Origin of the sequence: Sphingobium aromaticiconvertens, assembly GCF_037154075.1 — a bacterium.
In the GTDB taxonomy this organism is placed as follows: Bacteria; Pseudomonadota; Alphaproteobacteria; order Sphingomonadales; family Sphingomonadaceae; genus Sphingobium; species Sphingobium aromaticiconvertens.
In genome coordinates, this window is record NZ_JBANRJ010000001.1 from 2507104 (window position 1) to 2526633 (window position 19530).

Annotated in this window: 16 protein-coding genes; 9 read left to right on the top strand and 7 right to left on the bottom strand. The window is 63.3% G+C overall.

The genetic code is table 11. The features are described from left to right. The first annotated feature begins 229 nt into the window (after positions 1 to 229). The 4 genes from WFR25_RS12025 to WFR25_RS12040 all read left to right on the top strand — a co-directional run bounded on the left by WFR25_RS12025 (position 230) and on the right by WFR25_RS12040 (position 6097). A complete protein-coding gene (locus WFR25_RS12025) occupies positions 230 to 1633 on the top strand; it encodes a phosphotransferase (protein WP_336971163.1) in 1404 nt (467 codons plus the stop codon). A 27-nt stretch (positions 1634 to 1660) separates the two neighbouring features. Next, positions 1661 to 3880 carry a molybdopterin-containing oxidoreductase family protein gene (locus tag WFR25_RS12030; RefSeq protein WP_336971165.1) on the top strand — a complete coding sequence of 740 codons (2220 nt, stop codon included), beginning with the start codon at positions 1661 to 1663 and terminating at the stop codon, positions 3878 to 3880. 297 nt (positions 3881 to 4177) lie between these two features. After that, positions 4178 to 5008, top strand: a complete 831-nt coding sequence (locus tag WFR25_RS12035; protein ID WP_336971166.1) for an SDR family NAD(P)-dependent oxidoreductase — start codon at positions 4178 to 4180, stop codon at positions 5006 to 5008. 3 nt (positions 5009 to 5011) lie between these two features. Further along, positions 5012 to 6097, top strand: coding sequence for a phosphotransferase family protein (locus WFR25_RS12040; RefSeq protein WP_336971168.1), 1086 nt, complete (start codon positions 5012 to 5014; stop codon positions 6095 to 6097). Positions 6098 to 6248: 151 nt separating this feature from the next. Here the strand turns inward: WFR25_RS12040 and WFR25_RS12045 are convergent, their stop codons facing one another. Next, positions 6249 to 6692 carry a limonene-1,2-epoxide hydrolase family protein gene (locus WFR25_RS12045; protein ID WP_336971170.1) on the bottom strand — a complete coding sequence of 148 codons (444 nt, stop codon included), beginning with the start codon at positions 6690 to 6692 and terminating at the stop codon, positions 6249 to 6251. A gap of 23 nt (positions 6693 to 6715) precedes the next feature. Continuing rightward, complete coding sequence (locus WFR25_RS12050; RefSeq protein ID WP_336971172.1) at positions 6716 to 7525, bottom strand: SDR family NAD(P)-dependent oxidoreductase; 810 nt, start codon at positions 7523 to 7525, stop codon at positions 6716 to 6718. Positions 7526 to 7864: 339 nt separating this feature from the next. Between WFR25_RS12050 and WFR25_RS12055 the strand changes: the two genes are divergently transcribed. The 5 genes from WFR25_RS12055 (at position 7865) to WFR25_RS12075 (ending at position 12870) form a co-directional block, all read left to right on the top strand. Further along, a complete protein-coding gene (locus tag WFR25_RS12055) occupies positions 7865 to 9169 on the top strand; it encodes an MFS transporter (protein WP_336971174.1) in 1305 nt (434 codons plus the stop codon). Positions 9170 to 9211: 42 nt separating this feature from the next. Next, complete coding sequence (locus tag WFR25_RS12060; protein ID WP_336971176.1) at positions 9212 to 10375, top strand: NADH:flavin oxidoreductase; 1164 nt, start codon at positions 9212 to 9214, stop codon at positions 10373 to 10375. 105 nt (positions 10376 to 10480) lie between these two features. Beyond that, the gene (locus WFR25_RS12065; RefSeq protein WP_336971178.1) at positions 10481 to 10858 is read left to right on the top strand and encodes a nuclear transport factor 2 family protein; all 378 of its coding nucleotides are present in this window, start codon (positions 10481 to 10483) and stop codon (positions 10856 to 10858) included. Between the two features lie 24 nt (positions 10859 to 10882). Continuing rightward, positions 10883 to 12253, top strand: a complete 1371-nt coding sequence (locus WFR25_RS12070; RefSeq protein ID WP_336971180.1) for a phosphotransferase — start codon at positions 10883 to 10885, stop codon at positions 12251 to 12253. Between the two features lie 2 nt (positions 12254 to 12255). Beyond that, positions 12256 to 12870 carry a glutathione S-transferase family protein gene (locus WFR25_RS12075; RefSeq protein WP_336971182.1) on the top strand — a complete coding sequence of 205 codons (615 nt, stop codon included), beginning with the start codon at positions 12256 to 12258 and terminating at the stop codon, positions 12868 to 12870. 76 nt (positions 12871 to 12946) lie between these two features. Here the strand turns inward: WFR25_RS12075 and WFR25_RS12080 are convergent, their stop codons facing one another. From WFR25_RS12080 to WFR25_RS12100, 5 genes are read right to left on the bottom strand one after another with little or no spacing between them, the layout of a single operon-like run. After that, positions 12947 to 14005, bottom strand: a complete 1059-nt coding sequence (locus WFR25_RS12080; RefSeq protein WP_336971183.1) for an NAD(P)H-dependent amine dehydrogenase family protein — start codon at positions 14003 to 14005, stop codon at positions 12947 to 12949. A 51-nt stretch (positions 14006 to 14056) separates the two neighbouring features. Continuing rightward, a complete protein-coding gene (locus WFR25_RS12085) occupies positions 14057 to 14830 on the bottom strand; it encodes an SDR family NAD(P)-dependent oxidoreductase (protein WP_336971184.1) in 774 nt (257 codons plus the stop codon). An 11-nt stretch (positions 14831 to 14841) separates the two neighbouring features. After that, positions 14842 to 16119: a cytochrome P450 gene (locus WFR25_RS12090; RefSeq protein WP_336971185.1), complete on the bottom strand. Its 1278-nt coding sequence runs from the start codon at positions 16117 to 16119 to the stop codon at positions 14842 to 14844. Further along, on the bottom strand, positions 16116 to 18263 hold the full coding sequence (locus WFR25_RS12095; RefSeq protein WP_336971186.1) for a molybdopterin-containing oxidoreductase family protein: 2148 nt from the start codon (positions 18261 to 18263) through the stop codon (positions 16116 to 16118). Before WFR25_RS12095 ends, WFR25_RS12090 begins: the two co-directional genes overlap by 4 nt. Before the next feature lie 8 nt (positions 18264 to 18271). After that, positions 18272 to 19417, bottom strand: a complete 1146-nt coding sequence (locus WFR25_RS12100; RefSeq protein ID WP_336971187.1) for an FAD-dependent oxidoreductase — start codon at positions 19415 to 19417, stop codon at positions 18272 to 18274. Positions 19418 to 19530: the final 113 nt, after the last annotated feature.

Genomic DNA, 19530 nt, shown 5'->3' on the forward strand with positions numbered 1-19530 from the left:
CAGCATGAGGAGTGTGTTCATGTTAGCTGTACATGAGTGTATATATAATCTTGACCCGAGCTACACCGGTAAATATGCATGAACACATAATTGGGCGCACGGATTCTCGGGATTCTCGGTGCTGCCGGGCAGATGACACATGCGCATCCGCTGGCCAGATTGGTCATCGGAACAAGATGGGCATGACGTTGCAGAATAAAAAACGACTTTAGGATTGGACAAGCAGCATATGGCAACTGCACTCGACAAGTTTCGGACGATCGATCCGATCACAAACGACGATCCCGAATTGGAAGGCATCCGCGACTGGGTGCGTGCGACTTTGGGCGCTGAGGTGATGAAGATCACGCGCCAGCGCCGCTGGCGTCCCGTATGGCGCGTCGATATCGATGGCGTCGGCGTACCCGACGCACTGCTGTTCAAGAGCGATCGTCCCTGGCCCGCGCATCCTTATCCGTTGAAATATGAATATGACATCCTCAAGGTGCTTCAGGACAACGGCATTCTGATCCCCAAGCTGTTTGGCCTGTGCCCCTATCCCGAGGCCATCGTGATGGAATGGGTGCAAGGCGGTCGCGACCCCGGCATGGTGATGGAAGCCGAGGAAAGCCGATCAATCATGACTCCTGATCGTTGGGCGGCGAGCCTGTCCTATATGGAAGCCCTGGCGGACATGCATCGCATCCCGCCAGCGCAGTTCGTGGCCGCAGGCCTGGCCCTGCCGGTCGGTGCGGAAGAGATCGCCCTCAACAGCGTCGATCGATTCTATGCGATGTGCAAGGAACAGCAGGTCGTCGATCCGCTGATGGAGTTCTGCGCCCTCTGGTTGCGCCGGAATGTTCCGCAAGACCTGACCAATATCTCCTTCGTCACGGGCGATTGCGGCCAGTTCCTCTCCGACGGACCGACGCTGACTGCCATTATCGACATGGAAGTGGGGCATCTGGGCGACAATCATCACGACCTCGCCTGCTTTCGCGGGCGTCATCCGATCGAGCATATGGGCGACCTGCCGGCCCTCTACCGCCACTATGAAAAGGCGCTTGGCCGCCCGGTCGATTTCAACAAGATTGCCTATCAGACGATCGTGTTCATGTCGGTCGGCTATTATGCTCCCCTGTTCGCGCTGGCCAACCGCGCGCCGGGCGGCGATTGGGTCGAGAGCGCCGTGCAGGTGGCGATGATCGGTCGGCGCTGCCTGGAGGCGATGGCGGAAATCGTCGGTGTCGCGCTGGCGGAGTTCGAACTCCCCGAACCGCGCGTGACGCCGATCGAGGACATGGCGCTCCAGAAGCTGGCGGACGAGATCCGGCGCATTCCCACGGCACCGGCATTCCAGGACTGGCAGCGCGGTATCGTCGCGTCGATCGCCGACTATCTCGTTAACCAGCAACATTATAGCGGCTGGGCGGAACAGGCGGACCTCGACGAGAGCGCGGCGATCCTAGGCTATCGACCGGCCAATCTGGTGGAGGCGGATCGTGCGCTTGTCGATTTCATCAGGGCGGCCTCGCCGGAGCACGACAAGGCGCTGATCATATTGTTCTATCGCAGGATGTTGCGGCAGTGCCTGATCATCGCCGGCGGTGACAAGGATCACCTTGTACTGTGTAAGATGGAACCGATCCTGTGAAGGCCGGTGGGTGTCGAGGGCGCTGACATGACGGAAATTCGCACGGGTATCTGCAAAGTCTGCTGGGCTGCTTGCCCCATCGAGGTCACCGTCGAGGATGGGCGCGCGACCAAGGTCGTGGGCGATCGCAACTCGCCGCTCTACCGCGGCTATACCTGCCCCAAGGGCCGCGCCATGCCGGAGGGGCATTATGCGCCGGGCCGTATACTGCATCCGCAGAAACGCATGCCGGACGGCTCCTATGTGTCGATCCCCATGACGCAGGCGATCGATGAGATCGCCGAGCGGCTGGACGCGATCATGGCGGAACACGGAACCGACGCGGTCGCCGTCTATCCCGGCAACGGCAACCTGAGCAATCCGATCAATCCGGTTATTGGCGCGATGTTCATCATGGCGTTGGGAACGTATCCGGATCGTTTCTTCTCTGTCCAGACGATCGATCAGGCGGGGAAGGTGATCGCGCAGGCATTGCACGGGCGCTGGATGGCGGGGCCAAATCCGTTCGCCTCGTCGGAAACCTGGATCATGGTCGGCACCAATCCCGTGATCTCGAAACAGGGCTTGGTGGTGAATCCCGGCCAGACGGTGAAGCAGGCCGTGAAGGATGGCATGAAGCTCATCGTGGTCGATCCGCGCGAAACGGAATCGGCGGCGCACGCCTTCCTGCACCTTCAGGCGCAGCCCGGTCAGGACCCAACGCTGCTCGCCGGTTTCCTGCACGTCATCCTGGGCGAAGGGCTCTATGACGCGGCGTTCGTCGCCGAAAACGCGGTCGGCCTTGAGGCGCTCAAAACCGCGGTTGCCGGCTTCACCCCCGCCCATGTCGCGACCGTGACCGGCGTTTCCGAAGACGACATTTTGCTCGCCGCCCGCACATTTGCGATGGCGAAGAGCGGCTGCGTCGTCACCGCGACGGGCGCGCATTTCCCGTTGCACGGCACGCTCGCCGAATATCTCGCACTCTCCATCAATACGGTGTGCGGACGCTGGGTGCGGGCAGGACAGTCGCACAGCCAGCCGCACGTTCTGCTGCCTGCGGTCGATATCCGCGCGCAGCCCTATGCGCCGTACACGCCGTGGGACCACAGCGTGGTGAGCCGTATTAACGGCTTGCCAAGGACGGTCGTTGGCGCGCCGACGGGCACGCTGCCCGACGAAATACTGACGCCGGGCAAGGGGCAGGTTCGTGCCCTCATTTGTTCGGGGAGCAATCCGGCGGTGTCGCTGCCGGATCAGAACCGCGCCGGTCGCGCGCTCGCCGCGCTCGATCTGCTGGTCGCAATCGATGTCGAGATGTCCAACACGGCGCGGATGGCGGACTATGTGATTCCAGATCGCATGGCGATGGAAACGCCGGGCTGCACGCAGTTCACCGAGTCCATGAAATATTACGGGATCTGGACTGGCGGTTTCGAGGTTCCCTACGCGATGTATTCCCCGGCTATCGTACCACCGCCGAAGGGGTCCGATACCATAGAGAGTTGGGAATTCTTCTACGAGGTTGCCAAGCGGATGGGCCTGCAGATCGTCTATTTCGGCAATGGCGCCGGTACGGGCGAACATTGGGACAAGCATCCCGTGCCGTTTCCGCTCCCGCTCGACAGGCGGCCGACGACGGAAGAAATGTTCGAAGCGATGTGCGCGGGATCGCGTGTACCGCTCGACGAGGTGAAGCGCCATCCGCATGGTAAGGTCTACGACGAACTGGATCTGAGGGTCCTGCCACGCGCGGCGGACTGCGCCGCGATGCTGCAAATCGCCGATCCTGTGATGATGGCCGAACTGGCGGTCGTGCTGGCGAAGAACGGGGACACGGCGGTTCCGACTGCCGAATATCCGCTGCTTCTGACGCCGCGGCGCGCGAACGAGATGATGAATTCAATCGGCCGGAACAACGCCAAACTCGTCGCGCGCAGGGCCTATAATCCGGCCTTCCTGCATCCATCGACCATGGCGCTGTACGATGTCGCGCAGGGCGATGTGATCCGCATCCGATCGGAGCATGGCGAGGTGGAAGGCATCGCCGAACCCGAGACGCGTCTGCGGCCGGGTACGTTATCGATGTCGCATTGTTTCGGCACTAACCCGGACGAGGAGAATGACGCCCACGGACAAGGCGCCTGCACGTCGCGGCTGATGGACGCCAATGCGGACTACGATCCGATCTTTGGGCAACCGAAAATGGGGGCGATCCCCGTGAGCATCCGGGCGATAGAACGCGCCGTCCAGCCAGCGCTGGCGTAGAGAAAAAGACGGCACGGCTGATACTCGCGATAATAGGTTGCTACTTCGGCGGAAGACATCGCCGGTGCGATCGACAAAAAGAGGTGTGCAAGGTGCCAGATGCCCACGAACAGCAGCGCTCCTATATAGGTGAAGAACTTCATCGCGCCGGATTTCATGTGGTCCTTCTTTTATACGCCGCTTGCACAAGTTATGCACAGAATGATGGCACATGAATCATTTTTACCCGTCTTTGGGAAGGCGCGATCGACAACGGAGCCGACAGGATCGCGATATGATCCATGAGGAGAGGTTCGCATGAAGAGGTTAGAGGGCAAGGTCGCGTTCCTGACCGGGGCGGCGGGCGGCATCGGTGCGGCGACCGCGAGGCGATTCGTCGCGGAAGGCGCCAGGGTCGCGCTTGCGGACCTGAACGGCGATGCCGCGCAGGCGCTGGCGGACGAGATCGGCGAAGCGGCGATCGCATTCGGCGTAGACATCGGTGAAGAGGCTGCGTTTAAGGCGGCGATCGACGCGACCGCCACCGCATTCGGTCGGCTCGACATCCTGTTCAACAACGCCGCGCTCACCGACATGGCGACGATGATCGGCGACAGCAACGCGGTCGATATCTCCAATGAAATCTGGGAGCGCACGTTGCACGTCAACGTCACCGGCTATCTCTATGGTTGCCGGCATGCGATACCGCACATCGCGGCGGCGGGCGGCGGATCGATCATCAACATGGCATCCGGGTCAGGCATGCTCGGCGATCAGGCCCGGATCGCCTATGGCACCTCCAAGGCGGCAGTCATTTCGATGACGAAATATCTCGCGACCCAGCATGGCCACCAGAAGATCCGCTGCAACGGGATCGCGCCGGGGCCGATCGTGACGCCGCATTCGCGCGCCGTCGGCGGGGCGGAGTTCGCGATCATCGCGCGCCACATGCCGATGGGCGAACTCGGCGAACCAGCCGACATCGCCGCGCTCGCGTCGTTTCTAGCAGCCAAGGAATCGCGCTACATCAACGGCCAGATCATCACGATCGACGGCGGGATGTCGGCCCATCATGCGCACGTCATGGACATGCAGGATCATGTCGCACGTCTCGCGGCGGCGGCCAGCCCCCAACCGGTCGGGGCCTGAGCGGTGGTCGAGGCGACACCGCGGGGCTATCCCGCACGGCAGGAGCGCCTGCCGGACGACCTGTCGGCGATCACTGCCGGGTGGCTCGAACGGACGTTGGCGAACCGATATCCCGGCATTGCGATCGATCGCCTCGAGATTGTCGAGGTGATCGAGGGCCACACGACCAAGGTGCGGATAGAGATTGGCGGCGGTGCCCCGCTGCCGTCGAAACTTTGCCTCAAATCGAATTGGTCCGGCAGCCCGCTGAGCGGCGAGGCGAATGTCAACGAAGCGCGCTTCTACAAGGATCTTTCGGAAGGCCTCGCGCTGCCGGCTCCGGATTGTTTCTATGCGGACTGGGACGAGGACGACGAAGGCAAGCAGGGCCTGCTCGTGCTCGGCGACATGAGCTATTGGGGCGGCGAGTTCGGGCTTTCCGCCAAGCCTATCACGGTAGCGCAGGCGATGAGGGGCGTGGAGGCGCTGGCGCGGCTGCACGGTCAAACCTGGGGCGATCCGCGGCTCGATCGCGCCGGCTGGCTCTATACCGCGATGGCGCCGGAGAATGTCGTCGATGATTACTGGATGCTGATGGAGAGCCATTTCCATCGCGTGAACCGCCTGCCGGAGCGAGTTGCTATTTTTCCCGACTGGTTCGCGCACGACCCGGACAAGCTGCGCTCCGCCTGGCTGCAATTGCGCGACCATGATCTTGCGCTGCCCGGCCCGCGCTGCCTGGTGCATGGCGACGCGCATCTGGGCAACACCTATGGGCTCGCCGACGGCGGCCGGCTGTTCCTCGACTGGCAGATCGTGCGCAAGGGCCACCCGTTTCGCGACTATAGCTATTTCGCGATAGGATCGATCACAATCGCGGATCGGCGTGCGGCCGAGAAGGATTTGCTGCGGCATTATCTCGCGGCGCTGGCGAGCCACGGTGTCGAGATCGCGTTCGATGCCGCCTGGGAGGATTATCGCCGTTGGGTGGTGTGGGGGCTGATCGCGTGGCAATCGAACATCAATCCGCAACAGGATACGATGGCCTCGCTCGAACGCTTCTGTGCGGCGGCCAAGGATTTGAAGATGGACGAACTCTACGATCTCTAGCGGCTGTTTAGGCCTTTCGGCCAGCCGGGGACGGGTGCGATAGAGTGCGCTTGGCGAGATGGCGTATCGAAGCACCGCGGCGTCGCGGTGCTTCGATACGCGTCTTCGACTTCGCTCGGTTCCCACTCGGCACGAACGATATGGTACGGAATCAATCCGCAGCGCTGAGTTCTTCCGTTCCGGCGAAATCCTGGGTCACGCCCATCTTCTTGGTGAGATCTGCCATGTCGAGATATTCGCGCCACTTGAGGATGCGCCCGTCATCGTCCAGTTCGTAGATCGCGACCATCTGGTGCGGGCAATATTTGCCCATGATGATAGCGGTGTCCGAGCGCTCCTGCATCACCATCCGGTCGTTCGAAACGATGTTGACCTCATTGCACTTGTTGTTGGTTGCGATCACGCTCTGGTGCTCGATTTCCTTGCGGAGTGCTTCCTTGCCCTTGATGATCGGCCCGCCGGGTACCCAGAGCTGCCATTCGGCGTCATCCGCCATCATCGACAGAATCTTCTCGATGTCCGGCTTGGTTTCGGACGTGCCGTCGCCCCAGGCGGCGTGGAATTCGCGGATATAGTCTTCTTGCTTCTGACCCATGTGACGTCTCCTCTCGATGAAACTCAGGCGTCGGCCTGCATGGCGCGGGTGACACTGACGAACGGCACCGTGCAGCTCTGGCCGCCATCGACCGAATAGAGCATGCCGTTGACGTAGCGGGATTCGTCGGAAGCGAGGAACACCGCCATCGCGCCGATATCCTCGGGCTCGCCGATAAAGGGGGTGTTGAGCACCTCCATAAACAGTTCGTCCATCCTGGCTGTGGACCACTGGAGCTTGGAAGGCGTCTGCGTCGGTCCCGGAAGGATCGCGTTGCTGCGTATGCCGCGTTTGCCATAGGTGGCGGCGAGGGACTGAACGAACCAGTTGAGCGCCGCCTTGGACGAGCCGTAGCTGTAGGCGGTGACATCGCCGCCGAGCGAACTGCCGGTGGAGGTCGAGATGATCGATCCCTTGCCGCGTTCCAGCATGTGCGGGATCGCCAGCTTGCAGGCGAGCATCGCGCCGATCACATTGACCCGCAGATTGGCTTGGAAGATCTCGGGGTCCCATTGCAGGAAATCGCCGTCGCGCATCGCCATCTCGGTATTTATGAACAAGGCGTTGTTGAACAGCACGTCGATCTGGCCGAATTCAGAAATGGTGCTGCCGATCATCGTGGCGAGCTGGCTTTCCTCACCAACATCGACGACCATCGCACGCGCGCGGCCGCCGCCCGCCTCGATGGCATGCGCGACTTCTTCGGCGGGCTCGGCGCGGATGTCCGCCACGATGACCGTCGCACCCTCCTTGGCGAACATGGTGGCGCTCGCACGACCGATCCCGCTGCCCGCGCCGGTAATGATGCAGATCTTGTCCTGAAGGCGGCCCATGCGTCTCTCCTGTGCGGCGCGCGGATCGCGCGGCTTTTCCCGGAGGGTAGTGCCTCGCGCCCGATTGCTACCTATCGATCGGCTGGAAAAATGCACGTTTTGGTGTCCCATGCACGATCTGGCTTCAAAAGCGCCCAATGATAAATAGGAAAATGTTGATTCAATCGGATGAAGCTCGCCTGCCTTCGGGCAGGTCCGCTCGACGGCCGTGCAGTTCCTCTACGCAGTGCGACCGCAAGTTCGACAATGCGGCACATGGAGATTGAGGATGCGCGAGCCCAAGTCGTTCTGCCGCACAGGCATCGCCCACTGCGTATCGCGCCTGCGCGCACCCGCCCGATGGCACATCCGTTGAACGTGGTTGCAGAGCCGGTGCTGGCGGCGGGTATCGATGCGGCGCCGCTGTCGCCGGGCACCGTGCTACGCCTGGGACGACGGATGATCCTGCTTTCCGCGCTGTCGCAGAACATCGGCACGGGGCTGATGTTCGGATCGTTCGGCACGCTGGTCGTGGATATTGAGCGCAAGATGGAGGTCGAGCGGGGGCTGAGTACGGCGGGTGCTGCGCTCGTAATCCTCACGATCGGCGCGATTGCGCCGTTTCTGGGCGTGCTGATGCGCAAATTCGGGCTCCGTGCGCTGATGATGACAGGCGCTTTGCTCTGCGGATCGGGTTATCTCGCGGCGGCGCTCGCGACGAACATCGTGGCGCTGCTGCTCGCCTATGCGCTGCTCGTCGGTCCCGGTATCGCGATGCTGGGGATTGCCGTGCCGACGTCACTCGTCGCGAACTGGTTCGTGCTGGGGCGGGGCAAGGCGATCGGGATCGTCAATATGCCGATCGCGGTGGCTCTGGTGCCGCCGGTCACGGCCGCGCTGCTGCCGTGGCTGGGGTTGTCCGGCGTCTATCTGGTTCTTGCCGGCACGTCGGTGCTGCTGATTCCAGGCCTTTTCTGGGTGATCGACCATCCCGAGCGGATCGGGCTGAAGCCGCATGGCGAGGCGCCGGAAGCAACATTCGATGCGGCTGCCAAGCCGATCGGCGCGGGCGCACTGATCCGTACCGGGGATTACTGGCTGCTCGGCCTGGCGGCGGCGATCCTGGGAGGCGGGGGTGCAACGCTCGCGACACACATCATGCCGATGGCGATAGGAGAGGGAACCGCGCCCGCGCTCGCAGCGCTGCTGATTTCGGTGCTGGGCGCTTCAGGAGTAGCAGGTTCGCTGCTCTATGGCATGTTGGCGGACAAGATCGGTGGCGGCCGCGCGCTAGCGCTCAATGCGGCGATCCAGGCGGTGTTGTGGTGCGTGCTGCTCGTTCCGATGGCCTTTCCGCTGCGGCTGCTGCTGGCGGCACTGATCGGCATCAACGCCGGCGGGATGATGTCGACGCTGGGAACGGCGATGTCGCAGCGGTTCGGGACGGCCGCGCTGGGCAGCGCGCTAGGGCTGTGGAGCCTGATGAACCTGCCCTTCACCGTCGGTATGCCGCCATTCGCCGGGGCGCTCTATGCGCGATCCGGAGGATATGGCATCGCGTTCCAGGTCCAGATTACGTTGTTCCTCGTGGCGGCGGCATTGGCGACGCTGGCGGCGCGACGGGCCGCTCAGTCCGGCTTGATCTCCAGCCCGGCGAGCGGGTGATCGAGCACATTCCCATACAACATACATGACTGGATGGTGGCGATGAATATGGTTCCCGAACTTCACCCTTTGTTTGAGCCGATCACGCTCGGCAATGTGACCTTCAAGAACCGTCTGGCGATGGCGCCAATGACGCGCAGCTTCTCACCAGAAAATGTGCCCGATGCGGTGGTGGCTGATTATTATCGCAGGCGTGCCGCAGGCGGCACGGGGCTGATCGTGACGGAGGGGGTCGGCATTGATCAATCCGCCGCGATCGGCGACGGTAGCGGGACATCATCGCGCATTCCGTTGCTCCACGGCGAAGCACAATTGGCCGGGTGGCGCGCGGTGGTGGACGGCGTACATGCGGCGGGTGGAAAAATTTTCCCGCAGTTGTGGCATCAGGGCGTGTTTCGTATCGAGGGCACCGGTCCCTATCCCGATGCCCCTTCGCTGCGCCCTTCCGGCCTGTGGGGGCCGGATGGCGGCTTCTCGACCGTATCGCGCGACTATATCCCGCGGGTGATCCAACCCACCCGGCCGATGACCGAGGAGGAGATTGCGGATGCCGTTCACGGTTTCGCGAAGAGCGCGACCAACGCCAAGGCGGCAGGCTTTGACGGGATCGCGATCCACGGTGCGAGTGGCTATCTGATCGACAGCTTCTTCTGGCCACAGACTAACCAGCGTGTCGATCGTTATGGTGGCGACATGGCGAAGCGCGCGCTGTTCGGCGTCGAGGTGGTGAAGGCGATTCGCGAGGCGATTGGGCCGGACATGCCGATACTGTTCCGCTTCGGCCAGTGGAAGCAGCAAGATTTCAATGCCAAAATAGCGGAGACGCCGGACGAACTGGGCATATTGCTGCGCGCGCTGGCTGAGGCCGGCGCCGATGCGTTCGATGCCAGCACACTCTATTTCAGCGCGCCCGCGTTCGAGGGATCGCCGCTCTCGCTGGCAGCCTGGGCGAAATCGCTGAGTGGCAAACTGTCGATGGCGGTGGGGGGCGTCGGCCTGTCCGAAAATTTATTTGCTTCGTTTGAGACGGGTGGGGCGGCGGTCGAGAATAATTTCTTCGACGCGGCCGAGCGTATGGGGCGCGGCGAATTCGACATGCTCGCGCTAGGCCGTGCGCTGATCGCCGATCCAGACTGGCCCAACAAAGTGCGCCGCGGCGAACCGACGCTCGCGTATTCGCGGGACATGCTCGGCGCGCTTGCCTGACAATAGCATATCGACCGACAGGTTCGTGGCAACCGCCGCCAACGCTTAGGTGCTTCGATAGCGCAGGCATTATAGATCTGCTCTCCGGCAAGCGAGGCGAATGACATGTCCGATCCCGAGGCCAACAAGGCGGTGGCGCACCGCTATATGAAAGCGCTAATAGACGGTGACATCGCGACCATCGAGGGGCTTCAGCACCCGGATGTGAAATGGTGGATACTGGGCTTCGGTGATATGGATCGCGCGACCTTCGTCGGCGCGGTCGCGAGCGGGCTTATGACGGCCGAGAAACGCGAGGCCGAGATCACGGGTCTGACGGCGGAGGGCGACCGCGTCGCGGTCGAATGCCACGCCAAGATGACGTTCGCCGACGGCAAGGTCTACGCCAACCAATATCATAATCTCCTCGTGATCCGCGACGGCCTTATCGTCGAGGGACGCGAATATATGGATACGCGCGCCTCCGCCGCCGCTTTCGGCTGAATCCCGCACCAACAAGGACGATCAATGACCGAGACGACGACCGGAGTTCCCGATTATGACGACGCGGCCGTCGCGCGCATCCACGCATTCGTGGAGACGGTGACTGGCGGCAAGATCGTCCGTATCGAGCGGCAGGTACGCTGGCGTCCGGCCTGGTTCGCGGATGTCGAGAAGGACGGCGAGATCATTGCGCTTCACCTGCGCGGCGATCGTGCGGGCGACGTTGCGATTTTCCCCGACCTGAAGCGAGAATCCGATATCATCGAGGTGCTCACCGCCCACGGCGTGCCCGCACCCAAAATCTATGGCTATCTCGCCGATCCTCCGTGCATCGTAATGGAGTCGATCCCCGGCACGCGCGATCTTTCCGGGTTACCGCAGGAGGCGCTGGGATCGATCGGGCGCGACTATATGGCGGCGGTAGCGGCCATGCACGCGGTGCCGCTGGATGCGTTCGCTGCGATCGGGATACATGCCCCCGAGACGGCGGAGGACATCGCGCTGATCGGGCTCAACACCTATCTGCCGCAATATGCGCGCACCAAGCGCCGGCCTGAGCCGTTGCTGGAATTCGTGATCGGATGGCTGCGGCGCAACGTGCCCAAGCACCGGACCAAGGCAAGCTTCGTCCAGTTCGATTCCGGTCAATTCCTGGTCAAGGACGGGAGATTGACCAAACTCTATGATTTTGAGTTCGGAATGATCGGCGATCCGTTCGTGGACATCGCGACGATGGGGATGCGCAACAGCATCGAGCCATTGGGCGCGTCCCTAGCCGAACTCTGCCTCAATTATGAGGCATCGACCGGCGAACCTGTCGATCACGACGTTATCCTCTTTCACATCCTGCAATTCTCCACGCTCGGCACGATGCAGTTCACCGGCACTGTCGCCCAACCCGTGCCGGGCGATCCGCATTCGGTCTATATCGAGTGGGATTTGTCGCTCAGGAAATCGATGCTGCTTGCGCTTTCGGCGCTGACCGGCGTCGCGTTGCCCGTGCTGGAGCCGCTTGCAGAGCGTACGGGCGACAATGTCGCGCTGATCGCCAAGCTTGCCGATACGGTCACGCGGATCGCGCCGGCCGCCGCGATCGACGAGGCGCAGAAGGAGCAGGCCGTGCAGTTGATCGAAGCGCTTGCCCGCGTCGATGTAATGGGCGGCGCGGCAGTCGCCCGCGATATCACCGACGTATCTGCCTATCTTGGGCGGGCGTTCGACGAGTGGCCCGCTGCGGCCGCAGCGCTCGAAAAGCATATCCAGACGGCTGGGCCAGCGGAGGATGTGGCGCTGATCACGCTGCTCGGCACGATTGAGGGCCGGCGCATGCAGGTCTATGAACCGACCGCGATCGCGGGTTCTGCCCGAGACGTCGTACTACCGCAGACGCGCTGACCATGATCACGATCTACCATCTCGAGCGTTCGCGATCGGACCGCGCGGTGTGGCTGATGGAGGAACTCGACGCCCCCTACCGGATCGAGCATTTCGCCCGCCTGCCGACCTGGGAAGCGGAACCGGCCTATAAGCTACTTCATCCGCTGGGCTCGTCGCCGGTGATCGACGACGACGGCAAGGTGATCGCCGAGAGCGGCGCGGTCATCGAATATCTCGCGACCACCCAGGGTGATGGCGCGCTCGTCGTCCGCCCAGGTTCGGCGGACTATGCGGATTATCTTTATTGGTTTCACTTTTCCGAAGCGACGCTCATGACCGAGTTGACGCGCGAGATCATGTCGGAGCGGGTCGGCGTAGCGTTCGACAACCCCGGACGGGTCTATTGCCGCAATCGCATCGCCCAGCTGATGGCGTTCATCGATGCGCGGTTGGGTGAGGTGCCTTTCTTCGCGGGCGTGCGTTTCACCGCCGCAGATATCATGATGACCTTTCCGTTCACGACCGCGCGCCAGTTCGTGCCGCTCGACGTCGATCCCTATCCCAATATCGCGCGCTATCTGGAAGCGATCGCGGCGCGGCCTGCCTATCAGCGGTGTCGCGCGATCGCCCCTTAAACGACCGGCGTCATGCATCTGGGCAGGATGGTGCCGAGCAGGCGCGAAATCCGGGGCATCGAATTCGTCAGGATACTCACCCCATGCGGAACGCGTCCGTCCCTGCGATTGGCGGTGCGTCTGTAAGCAGCATGATCCCCGGTTTGGCGGCGATCACATAGGGGACAGCGTGCACGGCGTGCATCGCCGTCGCCATGCACGCATCGTCGGTGGGCATGATGCTGTGCGAACCAATCTCGATCCGCGTGCTGATCGTGGGTTCGCCCTCCAGATCGATGATCCAGCCGTGACCCTGCGGCCATTCGGGCGCGAGATCGGGCGCCATGCGGGTAAAATGCTGGAGCCGGATGCGTTCGCGGCCTTCGGAGATGACACGCACGCCGAAATTCATCGCGCCGACCGTGCCCGCCTTGATCGTGCCGGCCGCGACATGCAAATCCTGATCCGTCACGACGACATGGCGGAAATTCTCGATCCGGTCGATCGGCAGCCCGAGGACTTCCGCCATCAGCATGCCCGAATGGCGCCACGTCTCGCCGACGAGTTCGACATTCGCGAAAGCCGGTGTGGGATCATCCGGGGCATAGCCGAAGCCCATCAGATCGAACATCTGGTAGGCGCTCGGATATTTATCATAGGCCAACGTTTCCGACGCGACCAGCCGATCGATCCGGCGCGAGAGGCGTGCAAGATAGAGCGGCACCGATTCCGCGAGGAAGCCGGGCATGATGCCTAGCCCATGAAAGGTAGATCCGCCGGCCATGCACGCCTGCGCGATCGCGGTCTCGACATCCGCGCCAAGCGATTTGGGGTAGATGAAGTTCGCCGCGGTGGTGATCACGCTCTTGCCCGAGGCGAGCAGCGCGCAGATGTCCGCGATGCTGCCGGGCACGTCATTTTCGGCACCCGCCAGGAAAAGCACGCAATCGGCAGCCTTATCGAGGATCGCCTGGCGATCGTTGGTCGCGGCGACGCCGATCGGTTCGATTCCCGCGATCTCACCGACATCGCACCCGGCTTTGTCGGGATTGTAGGTGAAGGCGCCGACGATCTCGTAATCGGGCCGTTCGGCCGTAGCGCGAACGACCATCTTGCCCGTATGCCCGGTCGCCCAGTTAATCACCTTGTAGGTCATGGCTCATCCTCTCCGGGGCCGCGTCTTTTTCGACGCCGACCATTATATCGTTCAACGCGCCGTCCAGCCGCCATCCACGGGCAGCACATGGCCGGTGACCATGCCGGCGTCGGCGCTACACAACCAGGCGATGGCATCGGCCTGTTCGCTGGTGGCGATGACGCGCTTGATCGGCTGGAAGGGCAGGAGGTGATCGATCACCATCTGGCCCATTTCGGCGCCGGCCTTATTATAGGCTTCGGTCGGCGTGACGCCGGGTGCGATGCAGTTCACGCGGACGCCGCGATCGGCGTAGGAGACCGACGCGAACTTGGTGAGCCGCACCACGCCCGCCTTCGCCGCGGCATAAGCGGCGCCGGACGCGCCCACATAGAGCAAGGCCGCGAGTGAGGTGACGTTGCAGATCGCGCCACCGCCGTGATCGATCATGTAGGCGATCTCGTGCTTCATCGAGAGGAACACGCTGCGCAGGCTGACCGCCTGGGTGTGTTCCCAGGATTCCAGGCTCTGTTGGTGGAATTCCGGCCCGGACGCATCGCGGTGCGCGTCGCCCACGACATTGGCCGCGACATGCAGCGCGCCGAACGTTTCCACCGTCTTACGGACCAGCGCCTCGACGTCCGCCTCTTCGGTCGCATCCGCGCGCAGGAAGCGCACGTCGAAGCCTTCCTCGCGCAGCCGCTCGGTGGTGGCTTCGCCGGCAGCGGCATTGATGTCGGACAGCATGACGCGCGCGCCTCGCCGTGCGAAGCCCTCGGCCGTGGCCGAGCCGATCCCTGCGCCGGCCGCCGTCACCAGCACGACCTTGCCTTGGTAATTGCTCATCGGATGTTCCTTTAACCCCAGACCACGTTCAGTACCCGTGGCCCGCGCAGCTGCGCGCCCACGATCTTCGGCGCAGGTGCATCAGGATCGAGCCGCAGATTTGGCAGATCGAGCAGCCCATGCAGCATCGCCTCCATCTCCGACTTGGCGATCTGCATGCCGAGGCAGAGATGCGCACCGCCGCCGAAGCCCAGATTGACCTTGGCCGGCCGGTCTATGTCGAATTCGTCGGCGTTTTCGAACACCTCCTCGTCGCGATTGGCGGAACCGGAGGCGAGCGAGAGCGCGGCGCCCGCCGGAATCTTCACCCCCCGGATTTCGACATCGACGGCCGCCTGCCGCGCGAGGAACTGGGAGGCGGTCTCCCAGCGCATGCCCTCTGCCACGACCTTGGGCACGAGCGCACGGTCGGCGCGGACGCGTTCGAGCAGCGCCGGGCGTTGGAGCAGTGCCACCAGCATACTCCCGAACGAGCGCGTCGTGGTTTCGGCCGCAGCGGGCAGGAACTGACGGATGAGTTCAGTCACATTTGCATCGTCGAGCGTGCGGCCGTTGTCGTTGGCGCGTAGAAGATAACCGATCAGATCGTCGCCGACCGAGCCTTCGGCGCGACGCTGGCGGACGATTTCGAGCGTATCGTCATAGAGTTCCTGGGCCGCGCGGAACGCCGACTCCATGCTGATCCGCATCTTCTCCGGATCGCGCTGCGGACCGACCAGGATGCGCATCGCGCGCGCGGCGAACTCTTGGGTGCGCGCCTCGTCCCTGGGAAAGCCGATGATCTCGTAGATCATGCGGACGGGCAGCGGCAGCAGCAGATCGCCGATCAGATCGGCGCGACCGCGCGACGCGAGGGCCGTGATTGCATCCTTTGCGACGGGCGCGAGCATCGTCTTCCATGCCGTGATTGCCTTGGGGGAGAAGGCGGGGGCGAGCAGGTTGCGGGTCAGCTTGTGCGTCACATCATCCATGCCAGTCAGCAGGAAGCCTCCGAGAAACTGGCCGAGTCCTTCGTTGAGAAGTGTGCTCGTAAAGGTCTTGGAATCGCGCAGCACCGCCAGCACGTCCTGATATTTGAACAGGGTGAACACCTGCCGGCCGAGATTTGAATAATCCGCCTGCGAGGGCACGTTGAACCGGGCGAGGATATCGCCCTCCATCACCGGCTGGTTCTGGCGATATTCACGGTAGAGCGCGTGCGGATCCTCGATATCCGCGCCGAACATATCGCTGACCGCCGCGAAATCGTCGTGAATTGCGCCGGGGGATAGAATCGTGTCTTCGGTCATGCGGTCCTTCTTTCTGGTTCGTGCGGCATTTCCGGCTGGACGCGACGAATGTTGACCGGGATCGCTGTCATGCGCGGCATGGCGTTAATCGTCTGAAGCCCGGTATCGGTACTGATAAGGAGATTGGTCGAGGCGCCGTTACTCTCCGCCTCGCCGGGCAGACCGCCGAAGCCGTGCGATACCGAGACGACGCCCCGCCGCAAGCTGTCATCTACTTCGACGGGAATTTGGATCGTGCCATGTTCGGAGATAATCTCGATCTGGTCGCCGGATACGAGCGCGAGGGCCGAAAGATCTGTCGGGTTCATATAAGCGAGATTGCGCGGCATCATGCGGATGAGATCGGGCAGCGTGCCGCCAATCGAGTTCATTCGATGGCGGGCGCGGCGGCTGGTGAGGCGGAAAGCGAAACGGTCATCCCGAGCGGCGCGGAGTTCGACCTCAAGGCCTGCAACCTCGTCAGCGACATCGGCCGGGAGCAACGTGAAGCGGCCGGCAGTAGCGGGATCGGCCGGGAGCGCGTGCTGCACCGCGTCGTGATAATAGCCCATCGGGTGGCGCTTAACCTCGTCGAGCGAAACCGGCGCAGCTGCCAGGGTCAGCGCGATCAGATCGTCTTCCTGCGGGGCGGTCGTCATGTCGAGCGGAGTGCCCATGAACGCCATCGACCGGCCTGCGCGACGAGCGACCTCCCAAAAGACGCGCCATTCGTCGATCAAGTCGGAACCGGCGGGCGTCGCCACAATTGCGGGGGTGTAACGCGTGAAGGGGCGCGGAAAGATCGCGGCCTCGAACAGATAGATTGGCAGGTCCGGCCGTTCGAACTGAAGCTTGGGTGGCAGGATATAGTGCGACAGGCGCGCGGTGGCTGACATCACCGGCTCGATGCTGACGAGCAGATCGAGGGTGCGCAGCGCCGCCACCATCTTGCGCTGATCCGGCACGGCGAGCGCGGGGTTGCCGCCATGATTGAACAGCGCGCGGACCGCGCCCGGGCCGGGGGCGAGGATGTCCTCGGCGAGCTTTCCGGTGACCATCTCGCCGCCGATCAGACCGAAATCGCCGTTGCGATTGCGCGGGCCACCCTCCCAGGGGCGCGGCAGGTTGAACACTTGTGCCAGCTTGGGTCCGGGGTTCATCACTAAACCGCCATTCTCGATCCGCTCACCCACGCGGACGAAGCGTCCGCACAGGATGTTGAGGCAATCGACGAGATGCTCGGCCAGGTTGGAATGCGGCCCCATGTCGACACCGGTGCCGGTGACCGCGACACCGCGCTTGCCCGGTCCGGCAAAGAGCCGCGCCGCCTCGGTCAATTGCGTAGCCGGGATATCGGCGCGCGCCGCGACCGCGTCCGGGGTGAAGCAGTCGACCGCGACGCGCAGCGTGTCGATCCCGGCGACATGATTCCCGCAAAAGACTGCGTCGTGCAGGCCTTCGTCGAGGATGATGCGGATCATGGCTGCGGCGATTGCCGCGTCATGCCCCGGCAGTGGCTGGAGGAAGAGGTCGGCCAGACGCGCCGTTTCGGTCCGCCGCGGATCGATCACGATGAGCTTGAGTCCGCGCGCTTTGGCGGCCGCCATGCGTTTGACCGGGTTGCGCGTATCGAGCTGCGCCATCGAGACGAGCGGGTTGCCGCCGATCATCATCGCCACGTCCGCGGTGTGGAAGGCATGCTTGCCCGCCGGCCAGATGCCGAGCCGATAGGCGGAGACGAGCTTGGCCGACTGATCGATCGTCAGGGTGGTGTAAAGCTTGTGCGAACCGAATGCGTCGAGAAATCCCGGTAGGATGCCGAGGCCTGCGGTCGTGAAGAAGCCGCCGGTGCCGCGATAGGCGGCGATCGCATCCGGTCCGTCGCGATCCACGATCTCCACCAGTTTGGCGGCGATCTCGTCGAGCGCGTCATCAAGCGGGATTTCGCGGAAGCTGCCGTCGGTCTGGCGCTTGAGCGGATGGAGCAGGCGGCTGGCATCGGTATGCGCCTGCATGCTGGTGTTTCCCTTGGAACAAATATAGCCGATGCTGTGTGGATCCTCACGATCGCCACGCGCCGAAATCGGCCGGCCCGCATCGTCGATCGAGAGGATTAGCCCGCAATGGCCGGTACAGATGCGGCAGAAGGTGCGGGCCTCTCGCATCTGCTGTCCTAGGCCGCGACCAGATCGGGCGCGGCGTGCTGGCCCATCATGTGGAGCACCGCCAGATGGCCGTAGAGCATGCCCCGTGTGTTCGCGATGCCGCTGTTGTAGCCGCCACCGATATCCAGCCAAGCAGCCGAATTGCCCGCCGCGTAGAGACCGGGAATGGCCTGTTCGCGCGCATCGAGGACGCGGCCGTCGGTATCGATCGGTAGCCCGGCGGTCGGCACGCCCATCGTGACCCGCTCCAGCTTTACCGCGTGGAACGGCCCTTTCACGAGCGGCGCCATGTTGGGATTGGGCAGGCGCGGATCGCCCGTCATGATCCGCCCCCAAGGCACCGTGCCGCGCGCGAAATCGTGATCGACGCCGTCTTCGCAGAAGCCGTTGAAGCGCGCCACGGTGCGCATAAGCCCATCCGCTTCGATGCCCGTGAGCGCGGCCAGTTGCTCTAGGCTGTCGGCCGAAATCGCCATTCCCTCGGACAGCGGTTGGCCCGGCCAGCTGGGCTGGAACCCGTATTTATCGATCATATTCTGGTCGAAGACGATCCAGGCCGGCCAGTTGGGCTGCCCCTGTTCCTGCCCGTCGAAACGGGCGACCTTGGTCGCGAGGTCTGGATAGAAGCTGTCATTGCAGAAGCGATTGCCGCTTGCGTTCACGGTGATGCAATGGGGCACGCCCGGCAGCCACATGCGATGTGACGTCCGTCCGTAGATCGTCTCGGCCGGCACCTTGTAGCCGATGAAGATCGGGGTTTGCGACGGTGCGCGCGCCGGGATCGCGATCGCGCCAGCCTTCGCCGCCATCACGATGTGATCGCCGGTGACGCTGGGCGGCGCCATGCTGCCAGCAACCGGCAGCGCATCGAAGGCGCGGACGAAATCGGGCTTCCAGTCGTAACCGCCGGTCGCCAGCACCACGCCCAGGCGCGCGCGGATGCGGCGGGTGCCCGACGCGCCGCGCGCGATGACGCCGATCACCTCGCCAGCGTCGATGACGAGTTCGATCACCTCGGTGGACGTGCGCATCTCGACCCCGCGTTCGCTGGCTGCGAGCACCTGTGCCGCAGCGAGGCCGGCGCCTGCGCAACGCTCGTCCGCGGCGAGGTGACGTTCGAGACAGGTGCCGACATGATCGCCGCCCTTCTGCATCTGCACCCATTCATTGGACGTTCTCTAATCGCCACTGTCAACAGCTGACCTCTTTGCGGTTCGTCACGCGCGCTGGGCTCCAGGGTTCTCTCCGCGGTCGTCGCGCTGGACGC